The organism is Curtobacterium sp. TXMA1 (genome assembly GCF_020162095.1).
Classification (GTDB): Bacteria; Actinomycetota; Actinomycetes; order Actinomycetales; family Microbacteriaceae; genus Curtobacterium.
Window position 1 is genome coordinate 530,275 of record NZ_CP083910.1, and the last position, 21,252, is coordinate 551,526.

Genomic DNA, 21,252 nt, shown 5'->3' on the forward strand with positions numbered 1-21,252 from the left:
GAGGGGCAGGTTGGAGGCACGGACCGTAAGATGAGGCTATGTCCGACCTTCCCGAGTCGCGACGCACTGCTGTACGCCGGGGGAACAGGGCCCGGACCGTGCTGTGGATCGTCTTGGCCATCGTCCTGCTCGTCATCCTCGCTGTCGCCTGGGTGGGGGTGCGCGGTGTGCTCGCAAAGGGCCACCTGGAGAACGCCGTTGCCGACGTCCAGACGCTCCGCACGCAGCTGACCGGTGGCGACACCGCGAGCGCGGAGAAGACGGCCGCGCACCTGGAGGACGAAGCCGGCGCGGCCCGTTCGCTGACGGGCGATCCGATCTGGCGCGCTTCGGAGCACGTCCCGTTCTTCGGCACCAACCTGCGTGCGGTCCGCCAGATCGCCGGCGTCGTTGACGACGTGTCGCAGGGCGCGGTCAGCCCAATCGCCGGCGTCGTCGGCAAGCTCGGCACGGGCTCGTTCGCGCCGAAGGACGGCAAGATCGACCTGCAGCCCCTCGTGCAGGCGCAGGCACCGGTCGCCGAGGCGACCGCGACGATCGACAAGGCCGTCAAGGATGCCGATGCAATCGACACCGTGAACACGTTGTCGCCGGTGACGTCCGCGGTGAACCAGCTGCGGAACGCACTGACGTCCGTGCACGGCCAGGTCGACACCGCGAACCGCGTCGTGCAGCTCGCCCCGGCGATGCTCGGCGCCGACGGCAACCGCCAGTACCTGTTGCTGTTCCAGAACAACGCCGAGCTGCGCGCCGGTGGCGGGATCCCGGGCGCTGTGGCGCTCCTCAACGTCAACGACGGCTCCGTCTCCTTCGGTGACCAGCGATCCGGACAGTCGTTCGGCCCGTACCCCGAGTCGGTGCTGCCGCTCGATGACGGCACGAAGGGGCTGTTCGGCGACATCACCGGGCGGTACATGCAAGACGTCACGTTGACACCGCGCTTCGACCTCTCCGGCAAGCTCGCCCAGGCGATGTGGCAGCGCGAGACCGGGCAGCAGGTCAACGGCGTCATCGCTATCGACCCCGTGACGCTCGGCTACCTGCTCAAGGCCACCGGCCCCGTACAGCTCGCGACCGGCGACACACTCACGTCGGACAACGCCGTCAAGCTGCTCCTGAGCGAGGCGTACGCGAAGTACTCCGACCCGAAGATGCAGGACGCGTTCTTCGCCTCGGCCGCCAGCGCAGTGTTCGAGAAGGTCTCGAGCGGCGGGTTCGACGCCAAGCAGTTCATCGCGGCGCTCGCGCAGTCCGCGGGGGAGGGACGGCTCCGGCTCTGGAGCGCCGACGCGTCCGAGGAGCAGCTCATCGACGGCACGGCCGTCTCCGGCGCACTGCCGACCGCGGACGAGGAGACCCGGCAGTTCGGCGTCTACCTCAACGACGGCACCGGTTCGAAGATGGACTACTACCTGCAGAAGACGATCTCGGTCGGGTCGTCCGTCTGCCGGCAGGACGGCCTGCCGACCTCCGCGGTCGAGGTCACGATCACGAACACCGCGCCGGCGGACGCTGCGACGAGCCTGCCGGAGTACGTGACCGGCGGCGGCGCGTTCGGCACCGAACCCGGGAAGATCAAGACCCTCATCGCGGTCTACGCGCCGAAGGGCGCGATCTTCCTCGGCGCCTCGCAGGACGGCAAGGCGGTCGGCGTGCAGACGGCGACCGACGACGGCCATCCGGTCGCGCAGCTGCGGACCGTCCTGGCGCCGGGCGAGAGCGCGACGTTCCGGGTCGCCTTCCTCGGGCAGGCCGAGAACGCCAAGGCCGGTACCGAGGTGCTGTCCACCCCGGGTGTCGAGCAGACGAAGGTCCTGCCGCTGCGTTTCGACTGCGCTACGCCGGTGCCGCAGGGCTAGCGCGAACCATAGGACTGCGCCGCTCTCGGCGGCGGCAGCGTCCGGCGTGTTGCTCCGGGAAACGCATCGTCGACTGCCCCCAGAGTGGGGGGTGCCTGGGATTCCTGAGCACGGTGGCCAGGTTGCACGGCGCACGGAGGTGTTCTCGGAGACCAGCGTTGCGCCCGGATGGCAAGCGGCCGTGAACTGGGCTTTCGGTCGCCGAGCAAGGGCGCGGGTGCGTTGAGCTGCGAGCCCATCGAGCCACGCAAGGGGCGTCACCCCGCGTTACATCTCGCGAAACTTTCGGATCGGGTGGCAACAACCTGAGGATTCCCGCTAGATTGAGGGAACTTCGCCATCGCAACTGGCTGCATCACGTGCCTTGCGAGCGGTGTACGGGCTCTGGGTGTCAGGGTCTGACGGATCAGATCACTAGGGGAAACACTTCTATGAAGAAGCTCATCGCCGCTGCCCTGCTCGCGGGCGCAGCTTTCATCGCGGTCCCGACCGCTGCCAACGCTGCCGGCTACACGCCGGACTCCGACGTCTCGGTCTCGGGCAACTACGTTGCCGGTGGCACCGCGACCGTCGCCTTCACGCCCGGTGCGTTCCAGCCCAGCGAGGCCGTGCGCGTCCAGGTCACCGGTGCCGGCAACGTCACGCTCGGCGCCCTGCCGACCGCGACCACGTCGAAGGACTACACCGCGAACGCTGACGGCTCGCTCACCGTGCGCGTCACGTTCCCGGCCGGCGGCTCGGGCACGTACAACCTGACCGCGACGGGCGCGACCTCCGGTGTGACCGGCTACGCGGCCTTCACGATCGCCCCGGCCGGCGCGACCTCGGTCGCCGCCAACGGCAACACCGGCACCCCCGGCCAGCTCGCCTTCACCGGTGGCACCATCTCGACGCTCGGCCTCTGGGCTGCCGGCGGCGCCATCGTCCTCGGTGGTGGCCTCCTGGTCGTCCGCAAGTCGGTCCGTCGTCAGCACGACGCCGCCTGAGCGCAGCTCGACTGAACGAGGCCCCCGGCACTTCGGTGCCGGGGGCCTCGTGCTGTCGTCAGTGGAGGATCAGGAGTCGGGTCGAGCGGATCAGGTGACGAGGAGAGCGATCGCCACGACGGCGATCACAGCGAGCGGCGCGACGATCCACAGCCACCACGGGAACATCGAGGGCCGCTGGTACGGGCGGGGTTGCTTCCGATTCGGGTTCGGGTCCATGTGCTGACCGTAGGTGCAGATGGGATGGAACGGTTGGTACGTCGTCAGATCTTCATGCAGCGGCGTCTGATTGTCCCTGAGCCGCACTCACCCGGGCGCGACCGAGCACCACGATCCCCACCAGCACCCCCAGCACCGCCCCCGACGTGTTCGCCAGCACGTCGTCCACCGACGCGAACCGCGCCGGCAGGAACAACGCCTGCACCGTCTCGATCGCGCAGCTCGCCAGGAACCCGCCGAGCATGCCGACCCACCACGCGCGCCCCCCGAACAGCAGCAGCACGAAGAACCCGAACGGCACGAAGAAGACCACGTTCGCCGTGAACTCGACCGCGTCGTACCCGAGCCACCTCGGCGCACCGAGTCGATGACCAGCCGCGATCGCCCGCACCAGCCACGGGTGGATCCCGCCGTCGACGGGGGAGCCCGCGGTGGCCACGAGCACCACCACGAGCGCGTAGACGGCCGCGAGCGTCCACGCCACCCGCCGAGTGCGTCCCGACGCGTGCGCGGCCCGGTGGCGCGCGTGCCAGGCCGCGTCGGTGAGCGACCCGATCGCGACCCCGACGAGTCCCGCGAGCGCGAGCGACCGGAACCGCCCGCCCGGCATCGGCGACTGCGCCGCCAGGACCCCGGCGGCCACCAGCACGACGACCGCACTCACCAGGGCGCGTCGACGCACCCCCTCCGGCCGGGATGCCCTGCTCGCCCCCGCCAGCAGCACCGGCAGCAGGGCGGTCACCAGGGTCACCCCGATCGCCGTCACGAACCCGTCACCGAGCGTCAGGGTGCCGTGCCCGAGCGCGCGCAGCGCGCCCACGACGTGGAGCAAGGCGGACCGCACGCGGTCGGCGAGACCGGGCACCAGCAGGACCGCGCCCACGAGCACGACCGCAGCGACCATCCCGCTGCGCACGATCGTGGTCCTCGTCGCGGTGTCCATCGGGATCGACGGTAGTGGGCCGCGCCTCCCGGCCGGACGAGACGCGAGGGTGACTCGAGAAAGCCGCCGAAGCAGTTCATCCACGAAACGAGTACCCCGATCGTCCCCCTGTACCCCGTTCTCGTGTCCCCCTGGCCCGGAAATCCGGGGCTGTCCCCCGATGCGCATGCACGGAACCCGTGAAAGGGCGGGCATCGCTGGCGTGACCGGGGGACGTTCTCGTACGGTTGTCCCGTCAGCAGATGTACCCCGGATCGCGAAGGAGAGCGACATGAGCACCACGGTCACCACCGACAACCGCGAGGTCACCCTCGACACCGAGACGGTCGACGTCATCGCGATCCTCGAGGCCGAGGCGGAGCACTCGGGCCGCGCCGCCCGCGCCAAGACCACCTGGACGCAGGAGGACGACGGCGAGTGGATCGCCAACTACGGCGGCTACTTCGGCGGCAGCGTCGACAAGCGCGACGGCCGCTACGTCGCCTCGGACACCTTCGGCCTCGTGGTCGGCGACTTCGCCACCCTCGAAGAGGCCCAGGCCAAGCTCGCGGACCAGCTCCACGTGATGCTGCCGTCCGTCATCCGTCCGGTCGCGTAGTGCCCGACGACCATCCGGCGCCGACCGCGGTCGGCGCCACCAGCCAGGCCAGCACGATCAGCACGACCCGAACGATCAGCTCGACCCGAACCACCAGCACCGTCCAGCACCACAGCAGCACGAGGAGCACCACCATGAGCACCAGCGTCGCCAACAGCCACCAGGCCGAGGTGACCGTGGACACGGCGACCATCGAGGTCATCACCGGCATCGCTGCCGGCGTCGTGTCCCCCGACGCACCGGCCCGGGCGCACGTCGTCTGGTCCGAGGCCGACACGGGGCTCTGGGCGGCGAACTACGGCGGCTACTACGGCGGTGTGATCGACCAGCAGGGCGCGCACTTCTTCGTGTCCGACACCTTCGGGCAGTACGTCGGCGACTTCCGCTCGCTGCACGAGGCACAGGACCGGCTGGCCGAGCGCCTGCACGACCTGCTGCCGGACGTGCGCCGCACGCTCTGACCGCACCACGATCCGACCAGGAGGCCCGGATCACCTCCGCCACACGGCGGAGGTGATCCGGGCCTCCCGTCATTGCGCACCCCGCGCGAGCACCGTCCGGAGCGCTCGGCGGCGTACCCCCAGTTCGAGGAGGGTCCCCCACACTGGGGACCACTGTTGCCCCCCTCGTTCCTCAGAGTCCTGTCAGGATCGGGTCGACGCCAGCGACCGTCCTGCTGCACGGACCGTCACGACAGCTCGGCGTCGGCATCGTCTCGACCCGAAAGTGACTCATGCTGCCTGTGCACCAGGGCACCCGTGTGCCCGGACGCGCTCACGCGCGCCCACGACCCGGTTTCCGCACCGTCGCCATGCTCGGCGTCGCCCTGCTCGGCGCCGTCGGCGTGACGCAGGCCGTCGTCGCCGACCCGGCCGCCGCCGCGACGGCGCTGTCGTGCGACCAGAACACCCTGTACGCCATCAACACCGCGCAGAACCAGCTCGCCGCGATCGACGCGACCACCGGTGCCGTGACGAACGTCGTCCGCATGGACCCGGCCGACAACGCCCTCGCGGTCGCCCGCAACGGTGTCGCCGCCTACGCCGCGGTGAACAACGGCAACACGATCACCTCGTACGACGCGGTCAACGGCGTCCGGAACCCCGACGTCACCAACGCGGACCCGGGCGGCAACCACCAGCTGCTCCGCGGCGCGATCAACCCCGCGACGGGGATCTACTACTACGCGAGCGGCGCCAACCCCGCCTACCTCGGCGCCTACGACACGAAGACCGGCACGAAGATCGGCCAGGTCGGCACCATCGGCAACCTGCTGACGGGCAAGAACGGCGACATGGCGTTCAGCACCCGCGGTCTGCTCTTCGTGGTGACCGGCAACCAGATCCGCCGCGTGGACGGGGACACTGTCCCGACCACGGCGGGCACCACGGCACTCACCAGCACGCTCGTCGCGACGCTGCCCATCGACGCCAGCACCGCGGGCAGCCCGGGCATCGGCTTCTCCGCTGACGGCTACCTCTTCGCTTCGGTCGGGTCGACCGTCTACAAGATCGACCCGGGTTCCGGCAAGCAGGTCGGTGACCCGGTCACCATCGCTGGCGGCTACAGCCCGAGCGACCTCGCCACGTGCAACTACGCCAACACGCTCTCCGCGCAGTCGAGCGTCGACCACCGCTGGGCGTCGGGTGACCAGTTCGCCCTCGAGGTCACCGGCGGCGGCGTCAGCACCGGCAACACGGCGACCACGGCGGACTCCACCGACGGCGTGCAGTCGCAGAAGGCCGGCGCGGTCCTGACCACGCCGAAGAACCGGTACACGGCGACGCAGAAGGCAGCCGGCACGACCGACCTCGCGAACTACGCGACGACCTGGCGCGCGGAGAACATCAACTCGGGTGCGGTGATCGCCCAGGGCGACGGCAACACGGCCGCCTTCGACTTCCCCGCGGCCACGAGCGCTGACGGCACCGACGTCGTCGTCACCTTCGCCAACACCGTGAAGGCCACGCACGTCGCCACCACCGCCGACACCGCGACCACCACCGCGGGCACTGCCGTGACGAAGAGTGCCGCCGACGGCGTGCTCGCGAACGACACCGGCACCGGCCTGAGCGTCGTGTCGAACACGCAGCCCGCCCACGGATCGGCGACGGTCCGTCCCGACGGCTCGTACACCTACACACCTGCCGCGGGCTTCTCCGGCACCGACTCCTTCACCTACACGGCGAAGGATTCCTCCGGGCAGACCGCGACGAGCACCGTCACCGTGACGGTCACGCCGAAGGGCGCCGACGACGCCTTCTCGGTGCGCGCCGGCGGGACCGCGTCCGCGGACGCCGCCAACGGCCTCCTGGCCAACGACGGCGGCAGCGACCTGACCATCACGAGCCACACCGACCCGACGCACGGCACCCTCGAGCTCGGGACGGACGGCTCCTACCGGTACACCCCGGCGCCCGGCTTCTCGGGCACCGACTCCTTCACCTACACCGCGACCGACGGCAACGGCGCCACCACGACCGCGACCGTCACCGTGACCGTCACGCCCGCCGCGACCGCCGACTCCATCACCGTGACCGCGGGCGGTCCGACCACGGTCGGCGCTCCCGGCCTGCTCGGCAACGACCAGGGCACCGACCTGACCGTCACCGGATCGACCCAGCCCGCGCACGGCACGGTCACCGTCGGGTCGGACGGTTCGTACACGTACACCCCGGCCGACGGCTACTCGGGCAACGACTCGTTCGACTACACGGTCACCGACGGCAACGGGAAGTCCGACACCGTCACCGTGACCGTCCTCGTGCGGCCCGCCGCGAACGACGACACCCTGACCACGCGCGCCGGTGACATCCTCACCACCACCACGCCGCAGGACGGCCTGCTCGGCAACGACCGCGGCACCGGCCTGACGGTCACCGGCAACACGCAGCCGGCCCACGGTGCACTCACGCTGAACCCCGACGGGACCTACTCCTACGTCCCCGCCACCGGGTTCTCCGGCACGGACACCTTCCAGTACACGGTCACCGATGCCGCCGGCACCGTCGCGACCGCCACGGTGACCGTCGTCGTGCCGCCGACCGCGAAGGACGACACCGCGTCGACCGCAGCGAACACCCCGGTCACCGTCGACGTGCAGCGCAACGACCTCGGCACCGGGCTCAGCACCCAGATCGCGACGCAGCCCGCACAGGGCACCGCAGCGGTCGACGACCAGGGCCGCATCGAGTACCGCCCGGCCACCGACTGGTCCGGCACCGACACCCTGACCTACCAGGTCGTCGACAAGGCCGGGCGCAGCTCGACCCAGGCGACGGTCACGATCACCATCGCACCGATCGCCCGCCCCGACGACGCGTCGACGACCGCCGGCACCCCGGTCACCGTCCCGGCGTCGACCCTGCTCGGCAACGACTCCGGCGCCGGCCTGACCGTCACCGGTGTGAGCCGGGCGACCGACGGCACCGTCGTGCTCGACGCGGACGGCAACGCCGTGTACACCCCGGCCGACGGCTTCTCGGGCACCGGCACCTTCTGGTACGACGTGCGTGACGCCTCCGGTGGGACCGCGTCCTCGTGGGTCGTCGTCATCGTCGGACCGCAGGCGACCGCCGACACCGCGACCGTCCCGGCGTCCACCACGCTGACCGTCGGCGCGGCGAAGGGCGTGCTGGCGAACGACCAGGGCACCGGCCTCACCGCGACGCTCGACGAGAAGCCGCTGCACGGCACGGTCGACCTGGCCGCCGACGGCTCGTACACCTACACGCCGACCGCCGACTGGTCGGGCTCGGACCGCTTCACCTACACGGCGACGGACTCGTCGGGTCAGAAGAGCACCGGACTCGTGACGATCACGGTCACGCCCCGCACCGAGGACGACCGGATCCGCACCGCGGCCGACCAGCCCGTCACGGTGACCTCGGGTGACCTGACCCGCAACGACCACGGCTCCGGGCTCACCGTCACGTCGGTCGGACAGCCGAGCGCCGGCACCGTCGTCCTGAACGCCGACGGCACGATCACGTACACCCCGGCTCCGGGCACCTCGGGCACGGCGACGTTCCCGTACGGGGTCACCGGCGCGAACGGGAACACGGCCGAGGGCACCGTCACGGTGACGATCACGCCCGTGGTCGTCGCGAACGACGCCGACGCCACCGCCGACGGCACCCTCGTGGTGCCCGCTGACAAGGGCGTGCTCGCCGGGGCGACCGGTACGGACCTCGCGGTCACCGACAACACCGACCCGGGCCACGGCACGGTCGAGGTCGGCAAGGACGGCTCGTACACGTACACGCCCGAGCCGGGGTACTCCGGCACGGACACCTTCGACGTGACGATCACCGACGGCTCCGGGAACACCACGACCGGCACCGTCACGATCACCGTCGCGCCGAAGGCCGTCGACGACGCCGTGACCACCACGGCGGACACCCCGGTCGACGTCCCCGTCCTGCGGAACGACAAGGGCACCGCGCTCCGCGTCACGGTGGTCGGCACCGCCGCGAACGGGACCGTCCGCACCACCGGCACCGGCGTGACCTACACACCCGCAGCGGGCTGGTCCGGCACCGACACCTTCACCTACACGGTGACGGACGGCACCGGTTCGACCGCCACGGCGACGGTCACGGTCACGGTCACCCCGACCGCAGCCGACGACGTCCTGCAGACGCCCGCGAACACCTCGCTCGCGATCTCGCCGGCGACGCTCACCGGGAACGACACGGGCTCCGGTCTGACGGTCACGGGCGCCACCGAACCGCGCCACGGCACCGTCACGACGGCGGCCGACGGCACGCTCGTCTACACGCCCACCACGGGCTGGTCGGGCACCGACACCTTCACGTACACGGTCACCGACGCCTCCGGGCAGACCGCGACCGCCACGGTGACGGTCCTGGTCGGCGCGGTCGCGACCCCCGACCAGGGCACCACGACGACGAACGGCACGCTGACCGTCCCCGCCGACCGCGGCGTGCTCGCCGACGACTCCGGGGCCGGACTGACGGCGACGCTCGACCGGAAGCCGCAGCACGGCACGGTCGACCTGTCGAAGGACGGCTCGTACGTCTACACGCCGGCGGACGACTTCTCCGGCACCGACACCTTCACCTACACGGCGACCGACACCGAGGGGCAGACGTCCACCGGCCTCGTCACGATCACGGTCACCCCGACCGCGGGCGCCGACGCGGCACGCACCACCGCCGGCACGCCGGTCACGGTGCGCGGTCCGGGCGTGCTCGGCAACGACCACGGCTCCGCACTCCGCGTCGCCTCGGTCGGCCGCGCGCAGCACGGCACCGTGACGATCGCCGCCGACGGCACGTTCGTCTACACGCCCGAGGCCGGGTTCTCCGGCGTGGACAGCGTCACCTACGAGGTGGTCGACGTCGAGGGCCAGCACGCGGAAGCCCTCGTCACCATCACGGTCGGGATCGCCGCCGCCGACGACAGCGCCAGCACGGTCACCGGCACCGCGATCGCCCGCGACGCCCAGCACGGCCTGCTCGGCAACGACCGGGGGACCGGCCTGACCGCCGCCCTCGACCGGAAGCCCGCGCACGGCACCGTCACGGTCCGCCCCGACGGTTCGTACGTCTACACACCCACGACCGGGTTCACCGGCACCGACCGGTTCACCTACACGGTGACCGACGCGTCCGGCCAGACGACGACGGCGACCGCGGTCATGACGGTCGTCGCAGCCGCCAGCGCCACGGACGACTCCGCCGTCGGTGCGGTGGACCACCCGGTCACCATCCGTCCGATCGACAACGACCACGCCAGCGGCGGAGCGCACTTCGTGCCGTCGACGCTGCACCTGGTCGACCCCGCCAGCGGTGCGCCGACCGACCGGGTCGTCGTGCAGGGCATGGGCACCTGGCAGGTCCAGGACGGGACGGTCGTGTTCACCCCCGAGCACGGCTGGGCAGCGCGCACCTCGATCGACTACACGGTGCTCGACAGCGCCGCGCAGCTGGTCCGCGCGACCATCGAGGTGTCCTACCCGACCGGCCTCGCGGCCGCGGCGCACATCGCGAAGCTCGCCTTCACCGGCACCACCGGGCTCGTCGGGCTCGGTCTCGCAGCCATCGCGATGGTGCTGGCCGGGGTGTTCCTGGTGGTCCGCCGCCGGGGTGACGGCGCCACGGTCGTGACGGGGACGCGCCGCCGCAGCGGGTCCTGACGACAGCACCACACGAACCGGACGGGAGGCCCGGACCACGTCAGCCGACAGGCGCACGTGATCCGGGCCTCCCGTCCGTCGTCCGTGGTCGCGACCCGACGTCGGGTCGCCGTGTCCTCGGGTCGTGTCTGCCTCAGCGGAGAGGTTCGATGAGCTGCGGGCCGTCGTTGCGCACGCTGTTCACCGCGCGCGAGACCTCGTACTGCTCGAGCCCGGCTGCGACCGCGAGCGACTCGTGGTCGAGCAGCGCGAGCAGGTCGTCGGAGCCGAGGTCTCCGTCGAGCCAGTCGCCGTACCCGTCCGGGGTGAGGAACGCGGGCATCCGGTCGTGGACCTCACCGGGGGCGACGTGCGCGTCGCGGGTGATGATCGCGAGCGACAGGCGCCACTTCTCCGGGTCGTCCTCGGGCTTCGTCGGGTCCGGCCAGGCGCTCACGATGCCCGCCATCGCCAGCGCGCCGCCGGGTTCGTGGACGAAGTGGGGTTCCTTGCCGTCCTCGCGGACGACCCACTCGTAGTAGCCCAGGGCGGGGACGATGCAGCGGTTCGTCGCGAACGCCCGCTTGAACATGCCGCTCGTCGCCACCGTCTCGATGCGGGCGTTGATCGGCTTCGGCCGCTGCTTCCGGAAGTCCTTCGCCCAGCTCGGGACGAAGCCCCAGCTGATCTGGGGGAGCTCGCGCTGCCCGTGCCGCTGCCGGACGGCGTACACGGGATCGGTCGGCGCGACGTTCCAGCTCGGGGCGAGGCCGGCGTGCACCTCGCCCGTCTCCTGGTCGACGTGCTCGGTGCGCGCGGCGAGCTCACCCACGAGCTCGGGCAGCAGATCGGCCGTGGTGTCGGAGACGACGAACCTTCCACACATGCGCCCAGTGTGCCCGGCGCTGCCGACAGTGGTGCCGGTGCCGGTCTTGCTCGGTTCGGCGGTCACTCGCCCGGCAGGCGGACCTTCGAACCGAGAGGGTGCCGACGCCAGAGCGGACGGTGCTTCGGCGTTGGTGGCGCCGTGTCGAGCGCCGCGAGGCGGGCGCGTTCGGCGATGCCGAGCTGACGGACCATGTCCGGCAGCGTGAAGAGGTACACGAAGGGCCAGAGGACGACGAAGACCTCGACCTGTCCGGAGGCGATCGCCGCGAGCCCGCCGGAAGCCGTGCCCACCAGGAGTGGACCGAGCCGCGAGAGCCGTCGCACCAGCCCCCGCTGCAGGAGGGGCACGTCGTTCAGGACGTCGTCGCGGTCCTCGGAGGCGATCGGCCGTGCGCGCCGCTCGAGGTAGGGCTGCACCGACCACCGCACCGACATCGTCGCGTCGGGTCGGACCTGCCGGCCGTTGATCCTGAGCTCCGAGCCGACCTCGCGAGCCGTCGGGAAGCACGAGTACGCGATCGCGAGGACACCGAGCGTGGCGAAGGTGATCGCCGCGATCGGCCGGATGACGCCGGGTCCGGCCCACCCGTGGGCGAGATCCGTCGCGACGAACACCACGAGTGCGATCGCGGTGATCCCGCCGGCGATCCAGAGGGCACGGCGAGCACGACCGCGGTCGACGACCTCCCAGAGGCTCCCGCGCAACACCTGCCATCCGAGCCGGTACACGTGTTCCTTCTACCCGCCGATGCTGCCGGGCGGGTGCGCGCGTCGTGGCAGCCTCGAACCCTCCCAGCGAGCTGGCCCGGCAGCTGCGGTCCTGAGCAGAGCTCGTCGGACCGGATCGTTCCCAAGACCACAGCATCGCTGAATCAACGAGGCACGGGACCCTGATCGAGCACCAGTGGGTCCCTCCCTTCGGGGGGCGTCGACCGGGTTCCCGCGGCGACCTATCATCGTGCATCGAAGCGCTGCCAGACATCGGGTGTTCCCCGCGACGCGGGCGCCCCGTACGCAGTGAGGGAACAGATGAGTGTCGTCTTCGCGGCTGCGATCGTGGCGGTGGCCGTCGTCGTGCTGATGCTCACGAGACCCGACACTCGTCGCTTCGTGCGGGCATGTACGACGAGGACGTCATGGGAGCGCTCACTGCACGTCGCTGACGAGTCGGCGGATCTCAGACCTTCCGACGAGGTGCGACTGTTCGTGACCACCAGCGGTCGGTACGCGCCCGGGTACACCGCGCTCATCCCCCTCGAAGAACCGACGGACCACGTCGTCGTGGCAATCGCTGACTCCGACTCGAGAGCAGGGTTCCCCGTCGACATGGAGCCGGAAGGGTTGCCGGAAGGGGATGTGGCTGGCTACGTCTCCACGTGGGGCCTGAGGGGCATCACTGACGCCACGTACCGCGACGCGATCCTCCTCAGGCACTTCCGCAACGTCCTGTCGGGTGACTCGTGATCGCCACGAGTGCCTCGTCGCAGAGCAGCGGAAGCCGACCAACGAGCGACGTTCGGCCACCCTCGTCGCGGAAGTTGCGGCGCATCAAGGGCACCCGCCGCGCATCCATCTGGTTCGCGCTCGTCTTCAACGTGTTCTTCGATGCAGCGCTCGCAGTGCCGGTGGCGCCCGATCTGCGTCCCTTCCCCTGGATGGCGCTCGGTTTCGCGAGCGCCCTGTTGCTGTGGCTCGTGCGGGCGTTCTTCATGGGTGTGTTGATCAGCGATCGGACGCTGCGGGTCCACGGCTGGTACCACGCCCGGGACTTCCCGCTCGAGTCGATCGAGCGCCTCGAGATCGATGGCTACAGCGGCGGTCTGAACGGCAATCTGCAGAGCGACATCGACCCGTTCTACCGGTACGGCAGGATGCTGGTGTTGCGGATCAACGGCAAGGAGAAGGAGTTCCCGGCGGCCTTGTTCTCGAGACGGACGGCGGATCGGGTGCAGGAGGCGCTGCTGGCTGTCGCTCCGTGGATCCGTCTGACCTCAGGAGAGCACGGGAGCGTCAGGGGCAAGCGGGCGAAGCGGCGAGACCAGTGAACGGTCTGCAAGCCGGACCCGGACGGCCGGAAGGCGTCCATCGCCTGTCGAAGACGGCGCCGGGGCTGCTACTGACCCGCGTCCTCCTCGTCTGCGGTCTGCCCGTTCTGGTCCTGGCCGGACTGGGCTTTCCGCTCCCGCCGCTGTTCTCCCGTGTCGGCACCGTGATCTCCCTCAATGACTCGCTGAGGAACGTCGAACTCTGGGGGTCGGCGGACGGCGTGATGCAGTACGACTTCTCGTCCTGGGTCTGGGGTGCGGTCTCTTGGGTCCTGCTCAGCACCGCCCTGCTTGCTCATCGCGCGACGCAGGTCGCCCGGCTGTTGAGACGCGCCCCGGTGCGCGCACGGATCACGCTGCCGCTGGTCGTGACCCTTCCCGCGTCGGCGATCTACTGCCTCCCGCCGCTGCGGCTCAGTGCGCTCGCCCTCCCGCAGTCCAGCTACGCGGATCAACGATGGCTGGACGAGGGTGCCGTCGTGAACGCGGCCATCATCTCCGTACCCTTCTTGATCGTGTTCGTTGCGTACGCGCTGGAGGTGCCTCGCACCGCGATGGAAGCCGAGAGACTGCTCGTTCGGGGCACCGGCGCGAAGCATCGAGGCGACTCTCGCCGTGCAGTCAGGAAGAGCCTGGTCAGGACAGGTCCAGTGAGGAGCGGTGGGATGAGCGACGACACGCAACGGCCGGGCGATCTTGCGCCCTACGGCGCGGGACTTCTTGCTGTGCCGTTCGGTCTGGCGGTGTTCGTCTTCAAGTCGCTTGCAGGCCTCGCCGACGGCTCGAGCGATGCGGTCATCGATCTCTCGATCGCGATCGGAGCGCCGACTGCGCTGGTGATCTTCGGTCTCTTGACGACCATCCCTCGCCGCCGACGTGAAGCTCGGCTGTGCATCGCCCACCCTCGGGCCGCCTTGGTGAACGTGATCGTGACGCCAGCGGCAAGGCGCGAACTGCGTCTCGAAGATGCGTTGCGGCGCGCGTACACGGCGACGTTCGTCTTCGAGCCGGGCAATGTGACCCTGTGGAAGCGGGGATCGAAGCCCGTCTGTGTCGCCACGGTGGTGTCCAGAGGAACGATCATGCGTGCCACTTCCATGCGGTACGGGGGCAACCGCGTTGCTGCGCTCGAGCTCGCGCTGCCGGATGTGACGCTCGTGGCCCCGGTGATCAAGAGCGGCGCGGTCTTCAACGTGCCGACCGGGTACGAGAGCGTCGAGAAGCTCTGCCGGTCCGTCGCCGACAGCTTGGCTCCGAAGGGAGACTCTGCACGTTGATGGGAGTCCGCTGCCACAGCGTCGCAGCGCGTTCCCAGGCTCTTCTCGTCAGCGCGTTCTTGGGCCACGTGTTCGGGACCGTGCTGCTGAGCGGGAGATGACGATGCGTCCAGGCGTGGCGGGTTCGAAGCGTGTCACGAACATCGCTCGCCAGGACCGTCGGATCAGGAGGTTGAGATGAACAGCGCCGACGCGTGGCGTGCGGCGTCCGAAGGTGACATCATCAAGCGCCGCGCTCGAAGGCGCAAAGAGTTCGGAGGGCAATTGGTCACAGTCTGACGCTCGTGGCCGTCACCGCTCTCTTGGTGTTCAATGCCCTTCAGACGTGAACGTTGTGAGGGCTCGCCTGCTCGCGGTCATCGCGTCTGCAGCGTTGGTCGCGTCGACGGCGGCCGACACGCTCTGCTGATGCGGGGTGTCCTTCTCGCACCGTCGAGAGGATACGGGAACGGGAAAGTCATGCGCGATGTCGTCAGGCCATCTGCGTCTCGCCAGTCTGAGCGCTGCGCGATGACGGCCGGTGGCATGGTGTTGTTCGTCGCTCTGGCAACGACACTGTGGTTGTGTTCCCGCAACACTGCGATACCAGAAGACCTCCGAGTCGTGCTCTGGGTGTCAGCGAACACATCGATCTTCATCGCGATCGTTCCCGGCGGATGTGCAACGACATGGTTCTATTTGCGGTCCTTCAGCCTGGCAGCGCTCGAGGAGTCTCGTGGATACTCGACTGGGCCGTACAACGCGCGTGCAGTGCGCGTCATCGATGCGAAGAGTGGGTTGGTTCTCCGTGAGGCGCACGATCCGGTGCTCCGGAGTCGCAAGGAGGTGCTCGAGGCGCTGCGTCGGGCGCGTGCTCGGAGGAACGCGGATCAGCTCGGATGACCCGTCAGAGCAGGAAGTCGAAGCCGCACACGCTCAATCGCCGGAGCGGTTCGTTCACGCCGACCGGGATGTCGGAGCACGCTGGATCCCGACGCTGCGGCCGTGCCGAGGCGCCTCGACGGTTCTTCCCCCGATACCGGAAGCGGACGGTACCGGCACACGCAGAACGTCCTGAACGTCGGGGCGGATCCCGGTCCGGAACAGATGTGGCCAGGACGGCGCCGTTGCGCTGGCGCGGGACTGCGTCGCACAGCAACAGGGGATCGGGCATGGTGAGTCGGATGCGGCTCACCCGGGTACGTGGTTCCCGCAGCGGGCCAGCGTGGGTAGCGGTCTCGTTGGCTGTGGTCTTCGCGCCGGGTATCGCTGCGAGCATCGCCGGATTCGGTCTGCACTGGGAGCAGGTGGCTTTCGCCTCGCCGTTCGTCCTGATGCTCGTCCGTGCTTCGACGATGGGTGTGTTCGTCGGACCGGAGGAGATCTGGATCCGCTCGTGGTGGTGGAACAAGCGGATCCGACTCGAGCGGGTCCGGTGCCTGGAGATCGACGGGTACAGCGGCAGCCTCAACCGTGGGTCACAGAGTCCGCTGGACCCGTTGTACCGGTACTGCCGGATGCTCGTCCTGACGATCGGCGACGGGGAGCGGGAGTACCCCGAGACGATCTGCTCGCGGAAGGTGGCGCGGCGGATCCAGGACGCGGTGCTCGCGGCGCAGCCCGAGATCACGCTGCTGTCCGGTGAGCACGGGAGCCCGCCGGGCAAACGACGTCGCCACTGAGACGTGAGTGTCGACGTCCTGGCTCGAAGAGCCCCGTGGAGGCCCGGACCTCGCGTCCTGGCCGCGCGGTCCGACGCTGCTACCGTGCCCGGGTGGACGACGAACAGCGCTGCCCCTGCCTGAGCGGCAACCCCTACGGCGAGTGCTGCGGGCCCCTGCACGCCGGCGCCGCCGCCCCGACCGCCGAGCGGCTGATGCGCTCTCGGTTCAGCGCATTCGCCCTCGGCCTGCCGGAGTACCTGCTCCTCACGTGGCATCCACGCACCCGGCCGGATGAGCTGACGCTCGACCCGGCGCAGCGTTGGACACGGCTGGACATCGTGTCGACCCGGTCGGGAGGCCCGTTCGACTCCGCAGGGCAGGTCGCCTTCCGCGCGTGGTGGCGCACCGACGACGACCGCGGGACTCTCGAGGAGACCAGCGAGTTCGTGCGCGAGCAGGGGCGGTGGTTCTACCTCGACGGCGTCGTCGCCTGACCACAGGTTCACCGTCGACGGCGTGGTCGTCTGACCATTCGTTCCCGGTCAGTTGACGCAGGGGATCCCGCCGGAGGCGAGGGGCTGCGCGGCACTCGTCGTGGTCGTGGAGGGGGTCGTACCGTCCGCGGTCGACGCACCGGCGCTCGTCCCGCCGGTGGGCGCCTTCCCAGCGCTTGTCCCGCTGGCGCCCGTCCCACCGGTCGTCGTCCCGCCACCAGCAGGCCCGCCCGTGGTCGGCGTCGCCGAGGCGGTCGTGCCCGGGTGGTCGGACGCAGCAATCAGCGCTGCCGTGGTCGACCGGATCTGCGCGAGGTCGACGATGTTCACGTCCTGACCGTCCTCGACCCCGTACCGGACGATCGGGAGCGTCTGGAACGTGATGCCGCCGCCGGCGAACCGCTGCGCGTCCCCGGCGAAGGACAGCAGGTCGAACCCGGAGTCGAGCGCGATGTCCTGCTTCGCGGTGTCGATCAGGTGCTGCACGAGCGGGAAGTTCGTCAGCACGTCCTCGTGCCGGAGCTTGTACGCGAGCGCGACGATGAACGCCTGCTCGCGGCGCTCCCGGTCGAGATCGGTCAGCTCGACGCCCGAACCGCTCGTGTCGCGCCGCTGCCGGACGAACGACAGCGCCTGCGATGCGTCGAGCGACTGCAGCCCCTGGTGGAAGTCCGCACCGGAGTACGTGTCCGAGGTCGTCTCGTTCAGGCAGACCTGGATCGGTTGCACGGCCTGAGCGATGTCGTAGAACGCCGCCATGGTGACCTCGATGAAGTGGTTGATCGGGACACCGCCGAGGAACTGCGACACCGTCGTGATCTCCTCCTGCCGCGCGGCCGACCGGGCCTGCTGGTAGGCGTCGTCGTGCGACACCCCCGGTTCGGTGTTCACGATGTGCCGCAGCGTCTGGTCGAGCTCGTAGCCGTACGCCTGCTTGATCTTCCCCGTGGCGTTGCCGTCCGGAGCGCCGGGGAGCGTCGTCCAGTCGTCGCGCGGGATCGAGATGCCGATCGCGGGTCCACCGCCCGCGGGGATGTGGATGAGCATGAGGACGTTCGTGTTGTACCCGCCGTCCGAGCCGTCCCCGGCGTGCAGTGCCTGGTAGGTCGCGGCCGGGAGCACGTTGCCGTCCTCGTCCCGACGGCTGTCGAGCCCCATCACCAGGATGTTCGATTCCCCCTGAGCCTGCGGCACCGCGCTGCTGCCCGCTGATGCGCCGGCGACCGGCAGGTGGATGTCCGATCGGTGGATACCGGTGTCCAGGTCGACGACCGTCCGCGCGACCGCGACGCCGCCGCCGACCAGCGCGAGGGCGGCGACCGCGGTGACGACGGTGAACGCACGGCGGCGGAGGACCTGCGCGCGACTCGGGCCGCGGCGGTGGGCGGCGCGGGCCGAGCGGGCCGCGGTGTTCGAGTGATCGTGCACGAGATCTCCGGTCGGTCGGCCGTCAGCGCGGCGTCGTCGCGCCGACGTCCAGGGGCGGGGTGTCGGTGACCGTCATCGTGGCCACATCCCTCGGGGAGATCGGTGTGGTGCGGGGCCGGCGAGGTGCGGACTCGCTCAGGGGCGGGTCCAGGAGCGCTCAGCCCGTGATCGCGTCCGGCAGCCCGACCGAACGCCGCATCGCCCGCCGCACCTCGGCCTCGTCCGGCAGTAGCTCGGACTCGTCGCCGCTCACGAAGAACCGGATCTGCCCGATCGCCTGCTCCGTCAGCATGTCGAGCCCGTTGAGCACCCGGCCTCCGGCGGCACCCCACCGTCCGGCAGCCGCGGTCGGCCACGGCTCGTAGGCCACGTCGAACAGCACCGCGTCCGGCCCCGAGGGCACGAGCTCGAGTGCGTCCGCAGCGCCACCGGGCAGGGTCGACACGAGGAACCCGTGCCGAGTGCCGGGCAGCGAGTCGATCGGCAGCACCTCGAGCGTCACCCCGAGTCGCACCGCGAGCTCCACCAGGGGCCCGGCCTTCGCGGTGTCCCGGAGGAACAGCCGCACGTCGACGGCCCCGAGTCGCACCGCAGCCGCGAGGGCGCTCGCCGCGGTCGCCCCACCGCCCACGATGGTGGCCTCGCCCGGCAGGTGTCCGAGCGCCTCGACCGGACGCACGATGCCCTCGACGTCGGTGTTCGCGCCGGCCAGGACGACCCGGTCGCCCTCCTGCCGGAACGCGACGGTGTTCGCCACCCCGAGCTCGTCGACGAGCGGGGTGGTGCGGTCGAGCATCGGCAGCACGTCCCGCTTGAGCGGCATGGTCAGGCTGAGCCCGCGCCAGTCGGGACCGAGCCCCGCGACGAAGGCGTCGAGCCCACCGGAGGCGACCTCGTGCCTCCCGTACGTGAACGGCAACCCGAGCACGTCGTAGGCCGCCGCGTGCAGCGTGGGGGAGAGCGAGTGCGCGATGGGGGAGCCCAGCACGGCCAGCCGGGTCCGGTCGGGGTCGGTGAACTCCACGTCCGGAGCCTAGCCGTTCCGCGTCCGCGGGTGCGGTTCTTAGGATAGCCTTACCTGCGTGATCCGAACCTCCCCCTCAGCGCGCCGCGTCCGCCGCGTGCTCGCGGCTGCCGGCGCCGTCGTCGCCGCGTCCCTCGTCCTCGCCGGATGCACCTCCGGCTCCTCGTCGCCCGCCGCGTCCGACGACGCCTCGAGCTCGGGCGGCGCGTTCCCCGTCTCGATCCAGACCGCGCTCGGCACGACCGAGATCCCCTCGCAGCCGAAGCGCGTCGTCGCCCTCGGCTGGGGCGACGCGGAGACCGCGCTCGAGCTCGGCGTGCAGCCCGTCGGCGCGAGCGACTGGCTCGCCTTCGGTGGCGACGGTGTCGGGCCCTGGCTCAAGGACGCGTACACGAAGAAGCCGACGATCATCCAGACGCTCGAGCCCAGCTACGAGCAGATCCTCAAGCTCAAGCCGGACCTGATCCTCGACACGAAGAGCTCGGGCGACAAGGACCGCTACGCCAAGCTCTCCGCCATCGCGCCGACCGTGGCGATCCCGAAGGGTGGCGAGAACTACCTCACCACCACCGAGCAGCAGGTCGACCTGGTGTCGCGTGCGCTCGGCAAGGAGTCCGAGGGCAAGAAGCTGCTGACCGACCTCGACGACGCGTACGCCGCGGCGCGGAAGGCGCACCCCGAGTTCGACGGCAAGACGGCCGTCGTCGGCGCCTACACGGCGGACGGCTTCGGCGCGTACGCCTCGAAGGACAGCCGCTCCACCTTCATGCAGGAGCTCGGCTTCACCATCCCGAAGGCCATCGACCAGCAGGCCGGCGACGCCTTCTCGGTGAGCCTGTCCGAGGAGAACCTCGACCTGCTCAACGCCGACCTGACGGTCATCCTGCCGATCTACGTCGAGGCGTCGAAGGCCGAGTCCGACCCGCTGTTCCAGAAGGTGCCGTCGGTGCAGGAGGGCCACTCGATCGTCGTCGACGACCCGGACGTGTCCGCCGCGTTCTCGCTCGGGACGACCGCCGCGATCGAGTGGGCGCTCGACCGCCTGCCGGACGAGTTCGCGAAGAAGGTCGGCTGACCGACGACCACAGGGGGAGTCCGGCAGACGCCGGGTCGCGGGTCGCGACCCGGCGTCTGCTGCGTTCGCACGGGGGTACGGGTGACCGGCCGTCGGACGGGAGGCGCGGTGCGGGCCGGCACCGTGCCTCCCGTCCGGCGTCGGGTCCCGTTCCGCGCGTCGGGTGCCGTTCCGCGCGTCGGGTGCCGTTCCGCGCGTCCGGCGCCGGCGGACGGCTACGCGGCGGTGAAGGTGGAGCCGATGAAGGCGAAGAGCAGGGTGATCAGCGGCAGCGAGCCCTGCACGAAGGCCGAGTTGAGGTAGCGGCGGCCGGTGCCGGCGAGGACGACCGCGGCACCGAGCATGCTCGCCGTCGAGAACACCACGAGGGTCCAGCCGGTGGCGCCGTTGCCCGCGACGACCAGGACGACACCGAGGATCGCGCCGATGGCGAGGAACAGGTTGTAGAAGCCCTGGTTGAAGGCGAGGGAGCGGGTGGCCTGCGCCTCGGACTCCGAGGCGATGCCGAACGTGCGGCGCACGCGAGGACTCGTCCACGCAACGGACTCGAGGAAGAAGATGTACACGTGCACGAGGCCCGCGAGGACCGCACACACGCCCGAGATCACGAGCAGGACCGACATGGCCTCCATTC

19 protein-coding genes are annotated in these 21,252 nt (G+C 70.4%); 11 read left to right on the top strand and 8 right to left on the bottom strand.

Annotated features, from left to right (window positions below):
- Positions 1 to 98 precede the first annotated feature (98 nt).
- A complete protein-coding gene (locus LCG91_RS02675) occupies positions 99 to 1,859 on the top strand; it encodes a DUF4012 domain-containing protein (protein ID WP_224442398.1) in 1,761 nt (586 codons plus the stop codon).
- A 431-nt stretch (positions 1,860 to 2,290) separates the two neighbouring features.
- On the top strand, positions 2,291 to 2,845 hold the full coding sequence (locus LCG91_RS02680) for a sortase (protein ID WP_224442399.1): 555 nt from the start codon (positions 2,291 to 2,293) through the stop codon (positions 2,843 to 2,845).
- 90 nt (positions 2,846 to 2,935) lie between these two features.
- On the opposite strand, the gene LCG91_RS16400 is transcribed toward LCG91_RS02680, so the two are convergent.
- Both LCG91_RS16400 and LCG91_RS02685 read right to left on the bottom strand, forming a co-directional pair.
- Positions 2,936 to 3,064: a hypothetical protein gene (locus LCG91_RS16400; RefSeq protein ID WP_263480172.1), complete on the bottom strand. Its 129-nt coding sequence runs from the start codon at positions 3,062 to 3,064 to the stop codon at positions 2,936 to 2,938.
- Between the two features lie 52 nt (positions 3,065 to 3,116).
- Positions 3,117 to 4,007 carry a VanZ family protein gene (locus tag LCG91_RS02685; protein WP_224442400.1) on the bottom strand — a complete coding sequence of 297 codons (891 nt, stop codon included), beginning with the start codon at positions 4,005 to 4,007 and terminating at the stop codon, positions 3,117 to 3,119.
- Between the two features lie 271 nt (positions 4,008 to 4,278).
- Between LCG91_RS02685 and LCG91_RS02690 the strand changes: the two genes are divergently transcribed.
- Entirely contained in the window at positions 4,279 to 4,605 is a 327-nt protein-coding gene (locus LCG91_RS02690; protein ID WP_137766468.1) for a hypothetical protein, read from the top strand.
- On the opposite strand, the gene LCG91_RS02695 is transcribed toward LCG91_RS02690, so the two are convergent.
- A complete protein-coding gene (locus LCG91_RS02695; protein WP_224442401.1) occupies positions 4,586 to 4,741 on the bottom strand; it encodes a hypothetical protein in 156 nt (51 codons plus the stop codon). The genes LCG91_RS02690 and LCG91_RS02695 overlap by 20 nt on opposite strands.
- Between LCG91_RS02695 and LCG91_RS02700 the strand changes: the two genes are divergently transcribed.
- Positions 4,740 to 5,066 (top strand): hypothetical protein, encoded by a 327-nt coding sequence (locus LCG91_RS02700; RefSeq protein WP_137766469.1) that lies wholly within the window; start codon positions 4,740 to 4,742, stop codon positions 5,064 to 5,066. The two genes, LCG91_RS02695 and LCG91_RS02700, sit on opposite strands and share 2 nt — an antisense overlap.
- A gap of 350 nt (positions 5,067 to 5,416) precedes the next feature.
- Entirely contained in the window at positions 5,417 to 10,765 is a 5,349-nt protein-coding gene (locus tag LCG91_RS02705) for a beta strand repeat-containing protein (RefSeq protein WP_224442402.1), read from the top strand.
- A 133-nt stretch (positions 10,766 to 10,898) separates the two neighbouring features.
- Here LCG91_RS02705 and LCG91_RS02710 read toward each other — a convergent pair whose 3' ends face one another.
- Together LCG91_RS02710 and LCG91_RS02715 are read right to left on the bottom strand one after the other, a co-directional pair.
- On the bottom strand, positions 10,899 to 11,630 hold the full coding sequence (locus LCG91_RS02710) for an SOS response-associated peptidase (RefSeq protein WP_058749769.1): 732 nt from the start codon (positions 11,628 to 11,630) through the stop codon (positions 10,899 to 10,901).
- A gap of 62 nt (positions 11,631 to 11,692) precedes the next feature.
- Positions 11,693 to 12,361, bottom strand: a complete 669-nt coding sequence (locus tag LCG91_RS02715; RefSeq protein WP_224442403.1) for a hypothetical protein — start codon at positions 12,359 to 12,361, stop codon at positions 11,693 to 11,695.
- Positions 12,362 to 12,661: 300 nt separating this feature from the next.
- Between LCG91_RS02715 and LCG91_RS02720 the strand changes: the two genes are divergently transcribed.
- The 5 genes from LCG91_RS02720 to LCG91_RS02740 all read left to right on the top strand — a co-directional run bounded on the left by LCG91_RS02720 (position 12,662) and on the right by LCG91_RS02740 (position 17,091).
- Positions 12,662 to 13,096, top strand: a complete 435-nt coding sequence (locus LCG91_RS02720; protein ID WP_224442404.1) for a hypothetical protein — start codon at positions 12,662 to 12,664, stop codon at positions 13,094 to 13,096.
- A gap of 74 nt (positions 13,097 to 13,170) precedes the next feature.
- A complete protein-coding gene (locus tag LCG91_RS02725; RefSeq protein ID WP_224442405.1) occupies positions 13,171 to 13,677 on the top strand; it encodes a hypothetical protein in 507 nt (168 codons plus the stop codon).
- A complete protein-coding gene (locus LCG91_RS02730; protein ID WP_224442406.1) occupies positions 13,674 to 14,954 on the top strand; it encodes a hypothetical protein in 1,281 nt (426 codons plus the stop codon). Before LCG91_RS02725 ends, LCG91_RS02730 begins: the two co-directional genes overlap by 4 nt.
- A gap of 1,220 nt (positions 14,955 to 16,174) precedes the next feature.
- Positions 16,175 to 16,615: a hypothetical protein gene (locus tag LCG91_RS02735; RefSeq protein WP_224442407.1), complete on the top strand. Its 441-nt coding sequence runs from the start codon at positions 16,175 to 16,177 to the stop codon at positions 16,613 to 16,615.
- A 92-nt stretch (positions 16,616 to 16,707) separates the two neighbouring features.
- Positions 16,708 to 17,091, top strand: a complete 384-nt coding sequence (locus LCG91_RS02740) for a YchJ family protein (RefSeq protein ID WP_224442408.1) — start codon at positions 16,708 to 16,710, stop codon at positions 17,089 to 17,091.
- 48 nt (positions 17,092 to 17,139) lie between these two features.
- On the opposite strand, the gene LCG91_RS02745 is transcribed toward LCG91_RS02740, so the two are convergent.
- Together LCG91_RS02745 and LCG91_RS02750 are read right to left on the bottom strand one after the other, a co-directional pair.
- A complete protein-coding gene (locus LCG91_RS02745; RefSeq protein ID WP_224442409.1) occupies positions 17,140 to 18,519 on the bottom strand; it encodes an LCP family protein in 1,380 nt (459 codons plus the stop codon).
- Positions 18,520 to 18,676: 157 nt separating this feature from the next.
- On the bottom strand, positions 18,677 to 19,543 hold the full coding sequence (locus LCG91_RS02750) for a shikimate dehydrogenase family protein (RefSeq protein WP_224442410.1): 867 nt from the start codon (positions 19,541 to 19,543) through the stop codon (positions 18,677 to 18,679).
- A 58-nt stretch (positions 19,544 to 19,601) separates the two neighbouring features.
- On the opposite strand from LCG91_RS02750, the gene LCG91_RS02755 reads away from it, so the two are divergent.
- Positions 19,602 to 20,618 (top strand): iron-siderophore ABC transporter substrate-binding protein, encoded by a 1,017-nt coding sequence (locus LCG91_RS02755; protein ID WP_224442411.1) that lies wholly within the window; start codon positions 19,602 to 19,604, stop codon positions 20,616 to 20,618.
- A gap of 215 nt (positions 20,619 to 20,833) precedes the next feature.
- Here the strand turns inward: LCG91_RS02755 and LCG91_RS02760 are convergent, their stop codons facing one another.
- Entirely contained in the window at positions 20,834 to 21,241 is a 408-nt protein-coding gene (locus LCG91_RS02760; RefSeq protein ID WP_202596829.1) for a DUF1304 domain-containing protein, read from the bottom strand.
- Positions 21,242 to 21,252: the final 11 nt, after the last annotated feature.

What these genes read in the sequence shown, in the direction of transcription:
- LCG91_RS02685 (WP_224442400.1), bottom strand. Translation starts at nt 4,007, where the DNA reads ATGGACACCGCGACGAGGACCACGATCGTGCGCAGCGGGATGGTCGCT.
- LCG91_RS02720 (WP_224442404.1), top strand. Translation starts at nt 12,662, where the DNA reads ATGAGTGTCGTCTTCGCGGCTGCGATCGTGGCGGTGGCCGTCGTCGTG.
- LCG91_RS02680 (WP_224442399.1), top strand. Translation starts at nt 2,291, where the DNA reads ATGAAGAAGCTCATCGCCGCTGCCCTGCTCGCGGGCGCAGCTTTCATC.
- LCG91_RS02710 (WP_058749769.1), bottom strand. Translation starts at nt 11,630, where the DNA reads ATGTGTGGAAGGTTCGTCGTCTCCGACACCACGGCCGATCTGCTGCCC.
- LCG91_RS16400 (WP_263480172.1), bottom strand. Translation starts at nt 3,064, where the DNA reads ATGGACCCGAACCCGAATCGGAAGCAACCCCGCCCGTACCAGCGGCCC.
- LCG91_RS02695 (WP_224442401.1), bottom strand. Translation starts at nt 4,741, where the DNA reads ATGGTGGTGCTCCTCGTGCTGCTGTGGTGCTGGACGGTGCTGGTGGTT.
- LCG91_RS02690 (WP_137766468.1), top strand. Translation starts at nt 4,279, where the DNA reads ATGAGCACCACGGTCACCACCGACAACCGCGAGGTCACCCTCGACACC.
- LCG91_RS02700 (WP_137766469.1), top strand. Translation starts at nt 4,740, where the DNA reads ATGAGCACCAGCGTCGCCAACAGCCACCAGGCCGAGGTGACCGTGGAC.
- LCG91_RS02760 (WP_202596829.1), bottom strand. Translation starts at nt 21,241, where the DNA reads ATGTCGGTCCTGCTCGTGATCTCGGGCGTGTGTGCGGTCCTCGCGGGC.
- LCG91_RS02705 (WP_224442402.1), top strand. Translation starts at nt 5,417, where the DNA reads ATGCTCGGCGTCGCCCTGCTCGGCGCCGTCGGCGTGACGCAGGCCGTC.